This is a genomic window from Streptomyces sp. WM6372 (assembly GCF_001279655.1).
Classification (GTDB): Bacteria; Actinomycetota; Actinomycetes; order Streptomycetales; family Streptomycetaceae; genus Streptomyces.
The window spans coordinates 1-15,438 of sequence record NZ_LGDB01000175.1; the positions used below are offsets into that span (position 1 = coordinate 1).

Sequence of the window (15,438 nt, forward strand, 5' to 3'; positions counted from 1 at the left end):
GGACTCGGCGGCGGGTGGGCCGGGCGGCCGCGTCGGGGGTGGCCGGGGCCGGGGCCGGAGCCGGGCCGGGGGCCGGGGGCGTAGCCGCCCGGGTGGCGGGGTGCGTGGGCTCATGGGCATCGGCGTCCGCCGGGGCCCGGTCGTCCGCATGCCCGTCTCCGTCCCCGTCTCCGTTCCCGCCCCCGTCTCCGTCCGCATCCGCATCGGCGATCTCCAGGTCGGCGATCGCCTGCGTGCGTACGGCCAGTGCGGCGATGACCCGGCCGGGCAGCGGGTCCGGAGCCCGCTCCGGGTCCTGCCCGCCGGGGGCCAGCGCCCGGCACAGCTCCGCGGCGGTCGGGCGGTCCGTGGGGGAGGCGGCCAGCGCCGCGGCCACCGCCTCGCCCAACGCCCCTGGCAGGTCGGCCAGTTCGGGCCGGTCGTGGAGGGCGCGGTAGGCCAGCACGGGCGGCGGCCCGTCCCCGAAGGGCAGCCGCCCGGTGGCCGTGTGGAGCAGCAGCACCGCCAGGGAGTACACGTCGGCGGCCGTGGAGGAGGGCCGGCCCGCGGCCACTTCCGGGGCCATGAAGGCGGCGGGCACGGTCGACACGCGGCTGTGCGGTTCGGGCTGCCCGGGCCCTGCGTCGGGTCGCGGCCCCTGTCCCTCGCCCCGGCCCGGTTCGCGAGGCGGCGTGGACGGCATGCGGCAGGAGTGCAGCGCCATCAGCAGCGGCCGGCCCGTGGTGAGCCAGACGCCGTCGGGTGCCACGGCGCCGTAGCTGATGCCCCGGGCGTGCAGGGCGGCCAGGGTGCCGGCGATCTCCGCGGCGAGCCGCACCGACTGTTCCAGCGGCAGGGCCCCGGACTCCGTGCGGGGCCGCCGCCCCACGTCGGAGAGGGACACGGCTGGGGTGTGCGCGAGGGCCGCCCACGAGGGCTCGGTCCCGGTCCGCAGGTCCAGTACGTGCGGCACTCCCGGCACGGGCCCACGGTGCAGTGCCTCGGCCGCCTCGTACGCGGCCGGGGGCAGCAGGCACACCACGGCGTGCCCGTGGGCCCGGTCGCGGCCTACGTACATCCCGTTGCGCGGCGGCACCGGCCGGGGGCCGGGCCAACGGGCCAGCAGCCGGTACGGCCCGGCCGACCGCGGGTCTTCGGGGTGCAAGCCCTCTCCCAGACGTCCGCCCCCCATGCGTTCCCCCCTCACCTCGTGGCCCCGCCCGGGGCCGGTCACATGCCCGGCAGGGCGCGGACCGCGCTGCCGCGTTGCCAGATGACGCTGCCTCCGGCGACCACTCCCCGCCAGGGAACGTCGGCCCGGACCTCCCCGGCCGGGGCCGGTGCGAACACGTACTGTTCGGCTGCCCGCCCCCCGTGCACCACGAGGATGCCGAGCTCGGACTTCCGCAGCGGCCCGAAGATCCCGGATCCCGCCACCAACGGAGCCTGGTCCCGGGCCAGTTCCTCGGAGGCCAGCACGGTCCAGGCGGGGGCTCCGGTCTTCACGTCGATGCTGCGGAGCTGGCGGCCGTCGGCGACGTACACGCTGTCGCCAGCCTGCGCGGGCACGCCGAAGCCCGCGCTGTCGTCCGCGGGCAGGCTCCACAGCTGTTCGCCGCGCCCCCGGTCAAGGCAGGTCAGCGTCCGGTCTCCGGCCCCGCCGAGCAGCACTCCGCTCGCGGACAGGACCGTCCGCGAGCCATCGGTGCCGGCGGGCCGCCGCCACACGGGGCCGCCGTCGGCGGCGGACAGGGCCACCACCCCGCCGGCGGCGGAGGCCAGGAGCAGCCGCCCGTACCCGGCGGCTGCCGAGAGCCCCGTGCCCGACACGGGGGCGGGCACGCGCCAGCGCACCGCGCCGTCCGTCAGCTTGAGCGCGGCCACCCGGCCGTCGGCGTCGAGGACGTACACCCGGTCCTCGTCGGCGGCGAGCAGCGCGGTCACGCCGTCGCGCGCGCGGTGGCGGACCGTACCCCTGCCGGGGTCCAGGAACAGCAGGGCGCCGTCCGGGTCCAGGGCGACGGGTCGGCGGCCGCCGACGAGGTCGCGCACCACCGGTCCGCGCCAGCGCCGTTCGCCCGAGACCGGATCGTGGAGGAGGAGCTCGCCGCCGCCGTCCGCGAAGCACACCCGGCCGTCGACGTCGACCGGCCCGAAGGCCGGCTGCGCCGCAGCGCCGTCGTACGACCACAGGGGCCCCGGCACCGTGCCGGGCGGGCCGCTCCAGCGGGGGGCGGGGGTGCGGCCGGAGCCGTCGTCCTCCTGGAGGGTGCGCAGGGCGGTGGCACCGGCCGCCGCGAGAAGTACGGCGGCCCCGGCGCCGGTGAGCACCCTGCGCCGGGTCGGCAGCGGGCCGGCGCCCAGGGCGGCTGCGGCCCGTGCGATCTCGGCGGCGTCGGCGAGCACCGCGGGTGGCAGCCAGCGGGTGGCGGCGCGCAGGGCGGTGCCCTGCGGGTCGAGTTCCGCAGCCACCTCCGCGGCGGCGGGCCGGTCTTCCGGCTGCTTTTCGAGGCAGCCGCGGATCACGGGCGTCAGCTCGGCCGGAACGTCGGTGAGGTCGGGGGCCTCGTAGGCGATGCGGAAGTCCGAGCGGACCGGGTCTCCGTCGTAGAAGGCGTGCCGGCCGGTCAGTGCGAAGACGAGCAGCGCGCCGAGGCAGAAGACGTCGCTCGGCGGTCCGAGGGGGCCCTTCACCACCTGTTCGGGCGACATGTAGCCGGGCGTTCCGGGGCGCTGCCCGGTCGCGGTCAAGGTGGCGTCGCCGGTCACCCGGGCGATGCCGAAGTCGACGACGCGGGGGCGGTCGGTGCCGAGGATGATGTTCGACGGCTTCAGATCGCGGTGTACCACCCCGGCCGCGCCCAGGGCCGTCAGGGCCCGGCCGAGTGCTCCGGCGAGGACGCGCACGGCGGGCGCGGGCAGGGGCCCGTGCCGCAGTACGGCGGCGGCGAGGGTCGCGCCGGGGACGAACTCGGCCGCCATCCAAGGCACTTGTTCGGCGGTCGAGGAGCCGAGCACGTTGGCGACAAAGGGGCTGCGGACCGCCGCCGCGGCGGCGGCCTCGCGGGTGAACCGCTCGCGCAGGTCCGCGTCGCGGAAGAGTTCGGGCCGGATGGTCTTGAGGGCGACCGGACGCCCCCGGCGGCGGGCGAGGTAGACCGTCCCCATGCCGCCGGCGCCGAGCACCCCCAGGATCCGGTGACCTCCGAGCTGCGCGGGCGTACCGCCCGGCAACGGGGCGATCACTGGTGTCATGCCGTTGATCGTATGCGTGCGTCCGTCAACCATCCTTGGAATCAACAAAGTTGATGGATCCCAGGCCGAGCGGGGGTGCATCTCGGCGGCGCCGGGCGTGCGGCGGTGGGCCCCCTTCGCGATGGACGGTTGCGGAAGCGGCGTTGATCAGCGTCCCCGGGGCGTCCGGCCGCGCGTTCATGAAGGCGCTCGGGCGCCGCGAGGACCCGCTCGTCGCGAACGCCCGGTTCGAGTCCACGACGTGGCCCGCCGCCGTGCTCGGCCTCCCGCTCGGCGGGCCGACGTCGGGCTGCTCGGCCCGGTGCTGACCGTGGCGGCCAACGCAGTGGGCTGCCTGCCGTCGGCGGCCGGGATCCGCGCGATCGGTGGGCCCGGGGGCGGTCGCCGATCGAGAGACCGAACCCGCCGGCAGCGGCCCCGCGTACGCGGACGGCCTGCAGGCCGGGTGTGGTGCTCCCCCTCCGGCGCGACCGAGGACCTCATTCTGGCTGCATCGTACGGAGCGTAACGCTACGCCCGGTCTCGGGCTGCGAGACGCCGAGGGCGGCTGCTGCCCTGGAGGGGGGAACCGTCATGTTTCACGCTGATCACGACGAATGGGGGCAGGCCCGCTCGTATTGCGCCGCTCGTCGGACGGAGGGTCCGCCGGGGCGGAACGCGCCGGCCGCCCAGCCAGATGCCGCTGGAGCAGCACGTGGCGGAACTCGTACACGGCGCCGTTCTGCCGCAGGATCCCGCGGCGGTGCGCGTCGTCGAGGAACGTCATCAGGCGGAGCGGGAGGCGTCCGGAAACGGCCAGCCACACCCGGGTCTGCGTGAAAAACCCCCAAGGGCCGGACAGGAACGCGATGGCGACGGTGATGAACGCCAACCAGAGGACCATCAGCAGCAGGCCCGCGCGCGGCACTGCCACCCCGAGCGACCGAGCGCCGACGTAGAGGACGCAGACGGACACGAACAGGGCCAGCCACGTGGTGTTCAGGGTGCGCAGCAGACCCCAGCGGGCGTTCTCCAGCAGGTGCACCGGGTTCGGTGCCCGCGCGATGTCCACCGGCTCCATGCCGTAGTCGACCCAGGTCTTCCCGAACGACCAGACGCCCGTGCCGAAGCCCAGGACGCAAGCCGTCGGCCAGCCGATCCGGGCGCCCCCCGCATACCTGAACAGCAGTAGGAAACAGACCGACATGGTCAGGGCCAGCATGGTCCCGCTGAACAGTGCACGGAAGAGCAGCAGCCGACGCGAGGCGGCCGTGCGCTGCACGGTCACCGTCCGGAGAAACATCGTGGACGTGCGACGCGCGACCGGGTAGTGCAGCACGTACATCACGGCTGGCAGCGGAAGCAGGGCGAGGACGGTGTGGTCCGGGTGGATGCCGACTAGCGGGGCCAGCAGGGCGCTGCCGCCCAGCGACAGGCTGACCAACAGCACCCCGGCCGCCACGAAGAACATGGGCGGCAGTGCCAGGTTCTGCTCCCACCACGCGATGCTGCGCGTGGAGCGTGCCTCCATGTCGCGCGCCAGGTAACCCAGCCATTTCCTGGCCTGGTCGGCCGAGTGGCGGCCCCGCGGGGACCGCCGGGACCACGGCGCGGGCTGCGGGAAGTCGTCCGGGTCGGGCGCGTACGCGGCCTCGATGAACTCCCCCAGCAGGTACTCCTCCACACTCTCGCGGGTGGCGAAACGGTCCGGTTCCAGCAGTTCCGCGGGGTCCTTCGCCGAGCCCGCGTCGCCGTCGCTGTAGATGCGCCGGGCCAGGGAGACCGCCAGCGGTGTGGTGAAGGCCTCGCGCAGCACCTGCGTCTCCGGAGCGGCGGTGTCCCGACCGAGCCGGTCCACCACCGAGTCCCAGGCCGTGCGGGTTCCGCCGGCCTCCGGGACCGCAGACAGCGGCAGGTAGTCGGCGTAGTCGTGCACCGTCAGGTCCTCCAGGCACACGACAAACGCCTTCTTCAGCGGGCGGGACTCGGCCACCGCGGCGCGGTACTCATGCGACCGGCTCAGCAGGAGGTATCCCTCGCTCTGCTGGAGGGAAGTGTTGATCTTCCGGACGGCCTCCGGACGCAGCCCCGGAGCCAGCCCGTCGAAGTCGTCGAGCACCGGCAGTACGCGACGGGTGGTCAGCAGCCGGGAGACCGTGCCGGGGCTCTGCTTCTCGGCGTGCTGGAGGCCCGGGTAGGTGCTCAGGAGCTGCTCCCTGAACCACCGGTGGAAGGACACCTCGGAGGACGGGTCCCAGGACAGCAGGGAGAGCAGGATGGGGACGGGCATCCTCCGCCGCCAGCGTCCCGGATCCAGCAGGGTCAGGACGAACTCGGTCGCGAGGACCGTCTTCCCGGCGCCCGCCTGCCCCAGCACGACGAGCCGGCCGGACGGCACCTGGTCGTAGATGTCGGCAATCACGCGCAGGTCGCCCCCGAGGTCCATCGGGGTGTGCTCCGACTGCCGCAGGTCCTGGATATTGCTGCCCTGGTCCATCAGGTCCGTAGGCGCGTTGCCCCAGTGCACCGGCAGGGGGAACGGATCGTGGGACCGGTACCGGAGCTGCTCGCTCTCCCACTGGCAGCGCACCGCCTCCGCGAGCGCGGCGGTGATGTCGTCCAGGGCCTTGTCAGGGCCGGCCAGGACCTGTGTCCGGGCGCGCGCCCGGACGGACGGCGAGCCCGCGACGGTCACCGGAGGTCTGTGCAGCACGGCGTCCGACGACTCCAGAAGCGGGTACTGGTCGCGTTCCCGCCACACCGAACCGACGTCGATCGCCGTGTGCCAGGCCCAGTTCCCGCCGAACACGTACCGAGCCCCGCGGGCGGCGGCCTCCTCGAAACCGACGCCGAGCCCCTCGGTGGGCGTGGACCGCAGCGGTCTTGCCACACCCACGGGGTCGATGACGACGTAGGCGCCGGGTGGCCCCGGAACGGTCCGCTGCACGGACTGTGCGAAACCGGCCGGGGGCTGCGGCCACACCGCGCCGGCCGGGGTGCCGACGGGCGCCTTGTCGGCCATCCGCACGGCGACCAGGGCATGACCGGTCGAGACGGCCTCGAAGTCGCCGTCCGCCGGCCGGACCAACACCACCACCGGGTGGAGCCCCGCCGTCATACAGGCGGCGGCCAGGACGACGGCCAGGTCGAGGCAGGTGCCGTGGCGCGGGGACCAGAGCACCTCGCGGGGGGTGAGGATCACCTGGCGGCCACGTTCGTCGGATGGCGACTCGAAGGCGTAGCCGATCCCTACGGCGGCCAAGGCGCGGTAGACCTCGCGCAGCCGATCGGTCCTGCCGGCCGAGGAGGCTCCCGGCAGCCGCACCAGCGCAGCCACTGCGTCCGGGTTCACGTACTTGGCGAGCGCGACGGGCTCGCCTTCCAGGCACCAGCGCGGCCAGCGGTTCATGCCTCGGCACCGTCAATCACGGCGAGCGTCTCGCCGACCGACAGGTCTCCACCGCCGGGCACGTCCTGCGCAGTGACTGTCACGGTGTGCAGACCCGGCGCCGTGGCCGGGAGTTCGCCGCGGAAGTCCTGGGTGCGGGCGTCCCACTCCAACGGCACCACCACCGGCTCCGCGTCCGGGGCGCCGTCAGGCCGCGCCACCGCCCACAGCGGGTCAGAGGGGGCCTGCGAGGCCGCTTCACCGGACTGGCCGAGCACCGTGGCGCGCACCGGGATCGGCGCGTCGGGGAGATACGCCTCCGCCAGTTCCAGCCCCAGCGAGACCGGCCGCTCGTCGCCGCCCCGCAGCCGGGCCAGTCCGTCCCGTCGCAGGTAGCCGCCGATGAGCGGGCCGACCCAGTCTGCAGCGGCGAGCGGACCGTGCCGTTCGCGGGTCCGCATGCCCGAGGTGTCCCGGTCGCTGTCCTCGATAGGCACCGCGCTGGCTGCGGGGACGGTACCGTCCCCGAGGTCGTCCTCCCAACCGTCGGGGGCGAGCCAGTCGGGCTGATCCCGTGTGACCCGCAGCCGGGTGCCGTCCCAGTGTCCGGCGGTCAGAGTGGGGTGGGACCAGGAGAACCGGGAGCGCATCTCCGTCCCCGACCGCGGTATCTCCGCCCACGCCGTCTCGATTTGCCGGTGCAAGTCGAACGCGCGCCGGGCCTGCGGGCGCAGCCAGTCGACGGGGAGCTGGTGCGGGTACAGGATCCGCCGGCCGCCGTCCCGCTCCGCTGTGTCGGGCACATCCCGCGGCGGACCGGCCGGGCCGCTGGTGTCGAGGATCATCGGGTAGCGGGGGAGGAGTTCGGCCACCGACGGCCAGCCGCGGATGACCCCGGACGTCCTCGGTAACGGCACGCCCCCGACCCGGACGCCGTTGACGAGCCAGTCGAGGGCCTTGGGCGCGCCGCGGTGCGGCGTCCCCAGTGTGATGAGCGCACGGCACTCTCGCCAGCCCCCGAGGACGCCCAGCCAGTACCGGGCCACCAGGCCGCCCATCGAGTGCCCCACCACGACTACCCGGCCGCGCCGTTCCGCCGCGCTCAGGCCCGCCAGCCGGAGGTGGATCTGCGCGGCCAGCCGGTCCGCCGCCTCGGCGATGCTCCGCCGGAAGTCGTACGGGAAGAGCAGCACGTCGGCGTGCGGGTCCGGTCGTTCGGGGTGACCGAAGTCGATCCGGGCGCCTGGGAAGCTGGCGCTGACCCCCTGGATGAGTCCTTCGTAGCCGTGCACGACCGTCCACCCGGGAAGCAGGCGCTTGGAGGTGATCAACCCGACCGGCCGCAGCTCCGGTTCCTCGTCGAGGCTGAGTCGGCCGGGACGCACCAGGAGTCCCGCGATGCCTTTCGGGCTGGCGTCCCAGGCTCTCGCCGTCCTGCCGTCGGGCCGGGTGGGCTCCAGGACGCTGCCCCCGATCCCAGGAATCACCACGACTAGGTGCCTTGCGTTCATCGTTCCCCCGATGTTCCCGGCCCGGCTGCCGGTCGTTCCGCGGCCGGGTGTTGCGGACGGGCGCCGCCGCGGGGCCGCTGCACGCGTCCACCTCCTGATCCACGCCGCGATGCTCCACGTCCCACCCGTAACCCTCCAGCCAGATGGCCTACTTGGGCTGGTTGCCGAGCGTACCGTCGACCAGGCAGTCGCGGCTGTCGATACCGATGATTCCGTCGACCTCGCCCCGTGCCCGCGCCTGAGGCCGGCGCGGAGAGGCTGCCGGTGTGAAGGTTCGGGCGGTAGGGAAGTGGCTGGCGGGGGCGCGTGAGGGCTGTCCGGAGCCTGTGGTACGGCCGACGCCTACAGCGCCAGTGGCTCCGTTGAGCAGGGACGTCGGCTGGAGGGCGAGGATTTCGGGGTCGGCCCGTCCGGCCTTCTGCCGTTGACTATTCCCGCGGACCAAACCCACGCCCTAGACTGCGACCGCTCCAGGACTTGGCGATCATCGGGAGGGCGTGCGAGATGAAACGGGCACTGATCAGCTCATTCGCGGCGGTGGCGTTAGTCGTGTCCGGGGGGAGTGTCGCCACGGCTTCCGACGGTGCTCCGCCGCGCATGACGCACGGCCCTTGCCAGTACACGCAGACCCCGGACGAGCCGCCGGCGCGCGCTGTTCCGCTGCCGCCTGACCCGCGGCGCACCCCCAGTCGTGGCACGGTTGACATGGCTGTTCCGACCAGCCAGGGCCCGCTCCCGCTGCAGTTGGACCGGGCCAAGGCGCCGTGCACGGTCCAGAGTTTCCTGCACCTGGCACGGCATGGGTTCTACGACCGTACGGTGTGCCACCGTCTGACGGCGTATCCGACGCTGAAGGTCTTGCAGTGCGGCGACCCGACCGGTACCGGTGAGGGCGGGCCCGGGTACAAGTACAAGGACGAGCTGCCGGTGGACCTGCCGCCGGCACCGACCGATCCGACCGGCGCGCGCCGCCTCTATGGGCGCGGCCTGCTGGCGATGGCCAACGCCGGTCCGGACACGAACGGTTCACAGTTCTTCGTCGTTTACGGCGACTCCGCGCTGCGACCGAACTACACGGTTTTCGGCACGGTCGGCGCCGACGGCCTGACGACACTCGACAAAGTCGCCGCCGGAGGCATCGAGCCGACCGCGGAGGCCCCGGCACCGGTCGACGGCACACCCGTGCTGCGGACCGAGCTGCTCTGCGTCCGGCCGTCCTGGCGGCATTGACGCACCGGCGTGGCCACATCCTTGATGAGCGTGCCGGTCATCCACGCCCGCCGACGCGGCCTCCGCCTCGGACGGTGTGGCTACGTTCTCGCTGGGCACAGGTGCAATCTTCCATGATGGGAGTTGCACCGATTCTTTTAGTTCCGCAGCCGGACTGGTTCCGCAGGGACGACGACCGGTTCCCGCGGAGGGGCGATCCGGTCCGGCTCCAGTCTGACCTTGTCGGGTGGGCACGGGTGTTCGTTCGGGAGCCGCGTCGCCGGACAGATCCCGCACGCCGGATGGTCGGGGCCGGTCGCAAACGGCGTCGTCATGGCGGGACGGTAGCGCACCGCGCCGCCTGGCCGCAGGCGGCCGGCACCACCGCCGGCCGCGGCTCTTGGGTCGGCACCGGGGTCGCACTCCACGTCGATCGGCCGCATAGACCGCCTCGTGCTCCTCTCCCCGGTGGGGCACAGGAACCCAGAGCCCCCTGCCGGGTCAGCCCGGCAGGGGTCGTGGTAGCGCGAGGTCCGCTCCGCCGAGGCGGTGCCCGGGCGGCCGACGGAACTTCTCGCGGACCTCGGTGTACCCGGAGTGCCCGAGCGTGCCCGGCGCGGAGAGCCCCTCGCGGTCCCGGCCGGTGTCCAGGCGTGTCCGGTGCGAACCGAGGGCGTTCGCATGAGCGCTCATCGCCACGCCCACGGTCCGGCGCTTAGGCACCGCCCGCGGCATGCTGCTGTGCAAACTCCTCACCGCCCCGCTGGGACTGCTGACCCCGATGGTTGGGCTCCGATGGTTGCCGTTGATCTTCTGCTGATCACACATGGATGGCCTCCGGGCACCTTTTCCGCAGCGGCCGGCCGGCCGCGCACACAGCACCCGGAAGAGGGAATCACCGTGAACACCTCGAAGCGCCTTCGGCTCCTGGCTCTCGGCTTCGTCACCTCTGCCGTGATGGGGATCTCCGGCCCTGCGATGGCCGCCACGACGATCGCGGGCCCGCCCATCCGCGGCGGACACGAAGTGACCAACCGCTGCTACTCGGATGTCGCGCCGAGCGCCTACGACCGCATCACCCGGCACGCCCGCGACCGCATGAACGAGCGCGGGGTGACCGAGGACGACATCCAGAAGGTCGTCAGGGTCGGTGCCAAGAACGCCGCGTGCCAGCAGAACGGGAACTGGCGCTACACGCTCGGGCTTTCCAGTGGCGGCGAGCTGGTGGTCCTCGTCGGTCTCGGCGACGGCGGCTGGAACGTCGTCACCGTCTTCTGGAAGGGCGAGTAGCAGCAGTCGGCTCCGCGATCGTCCGTGCCGCTACCGGCATGCCGCCGGAGGCATGGTCGCGGCCGGCCGCACGATTTCTGCGGCGGCCAACCCCTGTGGCACGGCGAGTACGAGAACGGCGGTGAAGGGGCATGACCCAGATACACCAGAAACCCGCCACGAGATGATCTCGAGCGTCTGACGGGATAACCAACGGACAGTGGCAAGGGGGGTGTTGACGCGGTTCTCGTACGCGCGGCAGGCCTTGCGCTGCGACGGGATCGCCGGGGCGCCCGGGGTGCCGTCGAGAGGCCGACACGGGTCGAGGAACCGGCAATGGACCGCGGGAACGGCGCTGACGCGCAGGGTATAGCGCTGACCGCGCCGTACGGTAACGCCCTGGTCGAGCGCGACGCGCTCGGCGGGCTCCAGCTCGGTGGTGCGGAGGAAGCCGGCGACCTTGCCCGGCATGTCGAGGGTGACGGGCGGCTCCGGGGGCGGGGCGTCCCCGGAGCCGGCGGTGGTGTGCTCGGGCAGGAGGTCGGCGACAGCGGGGCGGATGGCGCCGCGGCTATGACGGGCCGTTGATGTAGTGCGCCTGGGTCGGTGTTGTCAGCTGGGTGCGTTCAGGTCGAGGTCGCGTGGGCCTGTGACGAAGCCACGGTGCCACCCGACGACACGGGTCAACGGGCCGTCTCTTTCGATGCGAGCGCTGCCACCGGGCGGGGTGACACCACGGAGTTGGGCGTCATACGCGGTGCGGAGTTCGTTGATCTGAGTGTCCTTCACCCGAACACCGTACGGACCGGGTCAAGTGATTAAACGCCGGTCGAGCGGACCCGCGTCGCCCCAGGCACCGGCGCGGCTTCACCCAGGGCAGAAGGCCACTCCCTTCCCCCCGCGCCCCGGATCCTTAGGGTGAGGGGGTGAGCACTCATGCGCCGAACGAGTCCCGCGTCATCTCCCTGCGCCCGCAGGCCCCGTCGCCTGGTTCCGGCGGGGCGGCCGGCGCCCCGCGGCGACCCGTGGGGGGTCCACAGCCACGCGCGCCGAGGGAGCCTCTGTGGCGTGACCTCGTCGGCGACGTGCTGCGGCGCGAGCGGCTCGCCCAGGAGCGCACGCTGAAGGACGTCTCGGAGGCGGCCCGGATCTCGATGCCGTACCTGTCGGAGGTGGAGCGTGGACGCAAGGAGGCATCCTCCGAGGTGCTCGCGGCCGCCGCCCAGGCCCTCGGGCTCGGCCTCGCCGACCTGCTGCTGCTCGCCGGTGACGAGCTGGCCCGGCACGCCCGGAGCCGGGTGGTCCGGGGCCGCACGTCACCCACGTCGCCCACGGCTCAGTACGACGGCTTCTGCCTCGCCGCCTGACCGGACCGGGCCCACGGCCGGTACGACGGGGCGCGCCCCCGCCGTACCGGCCGGCTCGCCGGCCCTCGGCCAGGGCCGCGCGGGCTCAGACGAACGCGAACCGTCGGCTCAGCACCTCGTCGGCGAGCCCGTAGGCCACGGCCTCCTCGGCGGTGAACACCTTCTCCCGGTCCATGTCCGTGCGCAGCGTCGCCACGTCGTGGTGCGTGTGCCGGGACAGGACCTCCTCCACCTGCGAGCGGATGCGGACCATCTCCTTGGCCGCGAGGCTGAGGTCGGAGACCGTCCCCTGCCGGCCGCCGCTGGCCGGCTGGCCGAGCAGCACCCGCGCGTGCCGCAGCACGAACCGTCGCCCGGGATCTCCGCCCGCCAGCAGCACCGCCGCCGTCGACGCCGCCTGACCGACGCAGAAGGTGGAGATCGGTGCCTGCACGAACGTCATCGTGTCGTAGATCGCCATCAGCGAAGTGAACGATCCGCCGGGCGAGTTGAGATAGATCGAGATCTCCTGCTCCGGGTTCGCCGACTCCAGGTGAAGGAGTTGCGCGATGACCACGTTGGCGACCCCGTCGTCGATCTCGGTGCCGAGGAAGATGATCCGCTCGTTCAGCAGCCGGCTGAAGACGTCGTAGGACCGTTCGCCCTGCGCGGTCCGCTCGATCACGTAGGGAACCGTGTACGACCCCATGTCACAGCCCCGTCCGTCGGCGCGGCGTGGCCGGGCGGATGTCGGTGAGCGACTCCACCACCCGGTCCACCATCCCGTACTCCCTGGCCTGTTCGGCCGTGAACCAGCGGTCCCGGTCGCCGTCCCGCGCGATCGTCTCCTCGCTCTGCCCGGTGTGCTGGGCGGTGATCCGCTCGACGGCTTTCTTGGTGAACTGGAGGTTCTCCGCCTGGATCTCGATGTCCGCGGCGGTGCCGCCGATTCCCGCCGAGGGCTGGTGCATCATGATCCGCGCGTTCGGCAGCGCGAACCGCTTGCCGGGCGTCCCCACGGTGAGCAGGAACTGGCCCATGCTGGCGGCGAAGCCCATCGCCAGCGTCGAGACGTCGTTCGGGATGAGCCGCATCGTGTCGTAGATGGCGAGACCCGCGGTGACCGACCCGCCGGGGCTGTTGACGTACAGGCTGATGTCGGAGCGCGGGTCCTGCGCCGACAGCAGCAGCAGCTGGGCGCACACCCGGTTGGCCGACACCTCGTCGACCTGGGTGCCGAGGAGGACGATCCGCTGGTCGAGCAGCCTTGCCGCGAGGTGGTCGTCGAAGTGGCCGGGCGGTGTGTCGCCCTCCTCCGCGCGGGGCGCGAGCATGGTGAGGGGATTCATCTCTTCTCCTTGTCGAGGCGGGATGCCGTCGACTCCACTCTTGACCTCGGGAACCCCCCGGACGCCGTTCCTCTGCCCCCAGCAGATCCGCCACGGGCGGACACGACGTCACGGCACTCGTACCCGGAAGCGGTCGGCGACGAGGGCCCGGATTCAGACGACCTGTCGTGGACGTTGGTGAACGCCCTGCGTCGTGCGGAAGATTCGAAGGCCCGGGCGTAGAAGGTGCAGTCCCGTCCCGGGCGCTGCGCCCTGGACGGCGGCATGGAGCAGGGGAACGGTGCCGTATCTGCCCGAGCCTCCACGGCTTCCCCTGCCCTGTACGGGCCTGCGCCCGGCGCGCCGGGCGAACTCCTCGCGCAGCTGCGCGCCGATCGCCGCGCCGCGCGGTGGGTGCCGGCGTTCGAGGCGGAGTGGGCGGCGGCGCTGGAGGAGTCGCGCCGGACGTTCTCCTCGACCACCTTGTACGAGGTCGTCCACGCCGGGCAGGCCCGTCTCGCCTCCGCCCCCTCGGTCGACGCGTTCGTGTCCTCCGGCCGCGACGAGGCCGGGTTCATGGACATGGCCGAGCTCCGCGGTCGGCGGCGCCGGTGAGCCTGCGGCCGTACACGGTCCGCATTTCGTCGCCGGCTGCGAAGATCCTCGCCGCCCTCCCCGAACACGCAGAAGAGACGGTGTGGGACCTGCGCGACGCTGCCGCGGCCGACCCGTGGGGCTGCCGCCAGTGGGACCCCGCTGACCCCGAAGGCGAAGACGTCCGGATCGCGTCCGCCGGCCGCCTGTCCGTCATCCACTTCGTCAACCGTCCGCTACGGCACCTGTCCGTCCTGGACATCATCTGGCTCGGCTGGCCATCCGACTACCGCGAGTCGGCCGAGCCGTCGCCCCGGGAACTTCGCTGTCTCGTCCGGTTCACGGGGCCTCCTCATGAGACGTCGAACATGCTTAACCCCCTCTGCTGGCTGGCTCGGCGGTGTTCGGCGTGACCTGGCCGCGTTGGGCATGGCATGGAGATGGAGTGGTTGCCGTTCGGGATGCGGGTCCGGTCGCGGGGACGTACGTCCGGTGCGCGCAGTGCGGTGTACTCGGTGAATTCGACTTCGAGGTGGTCGGCGCGGGTTCGGCCGTCCTTGAAGTAGAGGTCCTGGAGGCCTTCGGTGACGATCGCGCGCAGTTCCGGATCCGGGGCCGCTCGGCGGCCTGGGCGAGCACCACCTCGGCCAGGGCCCGTCGGTGGTCGTCCTGCGGCGTCCGTTCAGACATTTCGTGGTCAGGGGCGGTGAGCGTGGAAGATGCCCCAGCTGGTCAGGTTGTTGCGGCAGGCTTCCACCCAGAGGGGCAGATTCTCCAGGAGGCCTTTCAGGTAGGCGGGACTGATGAGGCCCTGGAGTTCTTTGGCCCGCTGCCGTGTCTCCTCGGTGAGGCGGAGGTAGTGGGTGAGCATTTGGTCGCTGCGGTCGTCGAAGTCGACTGAGGTCAGCCCCAGGGCGGTGAGTTGCCGCCGGTAGAAGGCGGGGGTGGCGAACCCGTCGACCTCGAGGCGGGCGATCACAGGGCGCAGCGCCTGGGGTGGGGTGTGGTCGGCCGCCATCAGGTCGGTGAATACGAGGTGCCCCTGGGGTTTGAGAACACGGACGGCTTCTGAGAGGAGTTCTTCCCGGTCTCCGCTGTGGCAGAAGGCCTCCTGCGACCACACGACGTCGAAGTGCCGGTCGGGGGAGGGGATGTCCTGGAACGATCCGGTGACCACGGTGATGAGCCCGTCGAGGCCGCGCTCGGCATTGGTCTTGCGGTGGCGCTCGTTCTGGGCCTCGCTGATGTTGAGGGCGACGACCTGGCAGCCGAAGGTTTCGGCCAGGTAGCGGGTGGGTCCCCCGTATCCGGATCCGAGGTCGAGGACCACGGATCCGGGCCCGAGACGGCCGGCGACTTTCGACGCTGCGATTTCGACGGTACGGCGGGAAGCAACGGCGAGCGGCTCGTCGGGATGGACGTACACGCCGGTGTGGATGTCCTCCCCGCCCCACACCGTGCCGTAGAACGCATCGACATCACTTGTGCCGTAGTAGCGGGCCGCTGCAGCAGAGGCCTTGGCCGCACTGTCAAGACTGGTCATCTCACGCCCTCACTTGTCGGGACCCGGCTGCCACAGC

The 15,438-nt window shown here is 72.6% G+C and carries 14 protein-coding genes and 1 pseudogene; 6 read left to right on the plus strand and 9 right to left on the minus strand.

Annotated elements, in window-relative coordinates; all coding sequences use genetic code 11:
* A pseudogene (locus ADK52_RS13995) lies at positions 1 to 1,144 on the minus strand (hypothetical protein); the annotation flags it as partial.
* Positions 1,145 to 1,209: 65 nt separating this feature from the next.
* Positions 1,210 to 3,234 carry a serine/threonine-protein kinase gene (locus tag ADK52_RS14000; RefSeq protein WP_159045933.1) on the minus strand — a complete coding sequence of 675 codons (2,025 nt, stop codon included), beginning with the start codon at positions 3,232 to 3,234 and terminating at the stop codon, positions 1,210 to 1,212.
* Between the two features lie 143 nt (positions 3,235 to 3,377).
* On the opposite strand from ADK52_RS14000, the gene ADK52_RS42320 reads away from it, so the two are divergent.
* Entirely contained in the window at positions 3,378 to 3,542 is a 165-nt protein-coding gene (locus tag ADK52_RS42320) for a hypothetical protein (protein WP_159045934.1), read from the plus strand.
* A 263-nt stretch (positions 3,543 to 3,805) separates the two neighbouring features.
* Here ADK52_RS42320 and ADK52_RS14005 read toward each other — a convergent pair whose 3' ends face one another.
* Positions 3,806 to 6,622, minus strand: a complete 2,817-nt coding sequence (locus ADK52_RS14005; RefSeq protein WP_053690113.1) for an NACHT domain-containing protein — start codon at positions 6,620 to 6,622, stop codon at positions 3,806 to 3,808.
* The gene (locus ADK52_RS14010; protein WP_159045935.1) at positions 6,619 to 8,091 is read right to left on the minus strand and encodes a lipase/acyltransferase domain-containing protein; all 1,473 of its coding nucleotides are present in this window, start codon (positions 8,089 to 8,091) and stop codon (positions 6,619 to 6,621) included. The genes ADK52_RS14005 and ADK52_RS14010 overlap by 4 nt, the downstream gene beginning before the upstream one ends.
* 525 nt (positions 8,092 to 8,616) lie before the next feature.
* Here ADK52_RS14010 and ADK52_RS14020 point away from each other — a divergent pair.
* Complete coding sequence (locus ADK52_RS14020; protein ID WP_053690116.1) at positions 8,617 to 9,342, plus strand: peptidylprolyl isomerase; 726 nt, start codon at positions 8,617 to 8,619, stop codon at positions 9,340 to 9,342.
* A 480-nt stretch (positions 9,343 to 9,822) separates the two neighbouring features.
* On the opposite strand, the gene ADK52_RS42325 is transcribed toward ADK52_RS14020, so the two are convergent.
* Positions 9,823 to 10,014: a hypothetical protein gene (locus ADK52_RS42325; RefSeq protein ID WP_159045936.1), complete on the minus strand. Its 192-nt coding sequence runs from the start codon at positions 10,012 to 10,014 to the stop codon at positions 9,823 to 9,825.
* Positions 10,015 to 10,221: 207 nt separating this feature from the next.
* Between ADK52_RS42325 and ADK52_RS42330 the strand changes: the two genes are divergently transcribed.
* The gene (locus tag ADK52_RS42330; RefSeq protein WP_053690118.1) at positions 10,222 to 10,611 is read left to right on the plus strand and encodes a DUF4258 domain-containing protein; all 390 of its coding nucleotides are present in this window, start codon (positions 10,222 to 10,224) and stop codon (positions 10,609 to 10,611) included.
* A gap of 30 nt (positions 10,612 to 10,641) precedes the next feature.
* Here ADK52_RS42330 and ADK52_RS43630 read toward each other — a convergent pair whose 3' ends face one another.
* Positions 10,642 to 11,061, minus strand: a complete 420-nt coding sequence (locus tag ADK52_RS43630; protein ID WP_234343741.1) for a hypothetical protein — start codon at positions 11,059 to 11,061, stop codon at positions 10,642 to 10,644.
* Between the two features lie 455 nt (positions 11,062 to 11,516).
* On the opposite strand from ADK52_RS43630, the gene ADK52_RS14040 reads away from it, so the two are divergent.
* The gene (locus ADK52_RS14040) at positions 11,517 to 11,957 is read left to right on the plus strand and encodes a helix-turn-helix domain-containing protein (RefSeq protein WP_053690120.1); all 441 of its coding nucleotides are present in this window, start codon (positions 11,517 to 11,519) and stop codon (positions 11,955 to 11,957) included.
* An 85-nt stretch (positions 11,958 to 12,042) separates the two neighbouring features.
* Here the strand turns inward: ADK52_RS14040 and ADK52_RS14045 are convergent, their stop codons facing one another.
* On the minus strand, positions 12,043 to 12,645 hold the full coding sequence (locus tag ADK52_RS14045) for a ClpP family protease (RefSeq protein ID WP_053690121.1): 603 nt from the start codon (positions 12,643 to 12,645) through the stop codon (positions 12,043 to 12,045).
* 1 nt (position 12,646) lies between these two features.
* Positions 12,647 to 13,285, minus strand: coding sequence for a ClpP family protease (locus tag ADK52_RS14050; protein ID WP_053690122.1), 639 nt, complete (start codon positions 13,283 to 13,285; stop codon positions 12,647 to 12,649).
* 264 nt (positions 13,286 to 13,549) lie between these two features.
* Between ADK52_RS14050 and ADK52_RS14055 the strand changes: the two genes are divergently transcribed.
* Together ADK52_RS14055 and ADK52_RS14060 are read left to right on the plus strand one after the other, a co-directional pair.
* The gene (locus tag ADK52_RS14055) at positions 13,550 to 13,879 is read left to right on the plus strand and encodes a DUF6247 family protein (RefSeq protein WP_053690123.1); all 330 of its coding nucleotides are present in this window, start codon (positions 13,550 to 13,552) and stop codon (positions 13,877 to 13,879) included.
* Positions 13,876 to 14,271, plus strand: a complete 396-nt coding sequence (locus ADK52_RS14060; RefSeq protein WP_234343743.1) for a hypothetical protein — start codon at positions 13,876 to 13,878, stop codon at positions 14,269 to 14,271. Before ADK52_RS14055 ends, ADK52_RS14060 begins: the two co-directional genes overlap by 4 nt.
* 284 nt (positions 14,272 to 14,555) lie before the next feature.
* Here ADK52_RS14060 and ADK52_RS14065 read toward each other — a convergent pair whose 3' ends face one another.
* On the minus strand, positions 14,556 to 15,401 hold the full coding sequence (locus tag ADK52_RS14065; RefSeq protein WP_053690124.1) for an SAM-dependent methyltransferase: 846 nt from the start codon (positions 15,399 to 15,401) through the stop codon (positions 14,556 to 14,558).
* Between the last annotated feature and the right edge of the window lie 37 nt (positions 15,402 to 15,438).

What these genes read in the sequence shown, in the direction of transcription:
- ADK52_RS14045 (WP_053690121.1), bottom strand. Translation starts at nt 12,645, where the DNA reads ATGGGGTCGTACACGGTTCCCTACGTGATCGAGCGGACCGCGCAGGGC.
- ADK52_RS14055 (WP_053690123.1), top strand. Translation starts at nt 13,550, where the DNA reads ATGGAGCAGGGGAACGGTGCCGTATCTGCCCGAGCCTCCACGGCTTCC.
- ADK52_RS43630 (WP_234343741.1), bottom strand. Translation starts at nt 11,061, where the DNA reads ATGCCGGGCAAGGTCGCCGGCTTCCTCCGCACCACCGAGCTGGAGCCC.
- ADK52_RS14050 (WP_053690122.1), bottom strand. Translation starts at nt 13,285, where the DNA reads ATGAATCCCCTCACCATGCTCGCGCCCCGCGCGGAGGAGGGCGACACA.
- ADK52_RS42325 (WP_159045936.1), bottom strand. Translation starts at nt 10,014, where the DNA reads ATGAGCGCTCATGCGAACGCCCTCGGTTCGCACCGGACACGCCTGGAC.
- ADK52_RS14005 (WP_053690113.1), bottom strand. Translation starts at nt 6,622, where the DNA reads ATGAACCGCTGGCCGCGCTGGTGCCTGGAAGGCGAGCCCGTCGCGCTC.
- ADK52_RS14020 (WP_053690116.1), top strand. Translation starts at nt 8,617, where the DNA reads ATGAAACGGGCACTGATCAGCTCATTCGCGGCGGTGGCGTTAGTCGTG.
- ADK52_RS14065 (WP_053690124.1), bottom strand. Translation starts at nt 15,401, where the DNA reads ATGACCAGTCTTGACAGTGCGGCCAAGGCCTCTGCTGCAGCGGCCCGC.
- ADK52_RS14000 (WP_159045933.1), bottom strand. Translation starts at nt 3,234, where the DNA reads ATGACACCAGTGATCGCCCCGTTGCCGGGCGGTACGCCCGCGCAGCTC.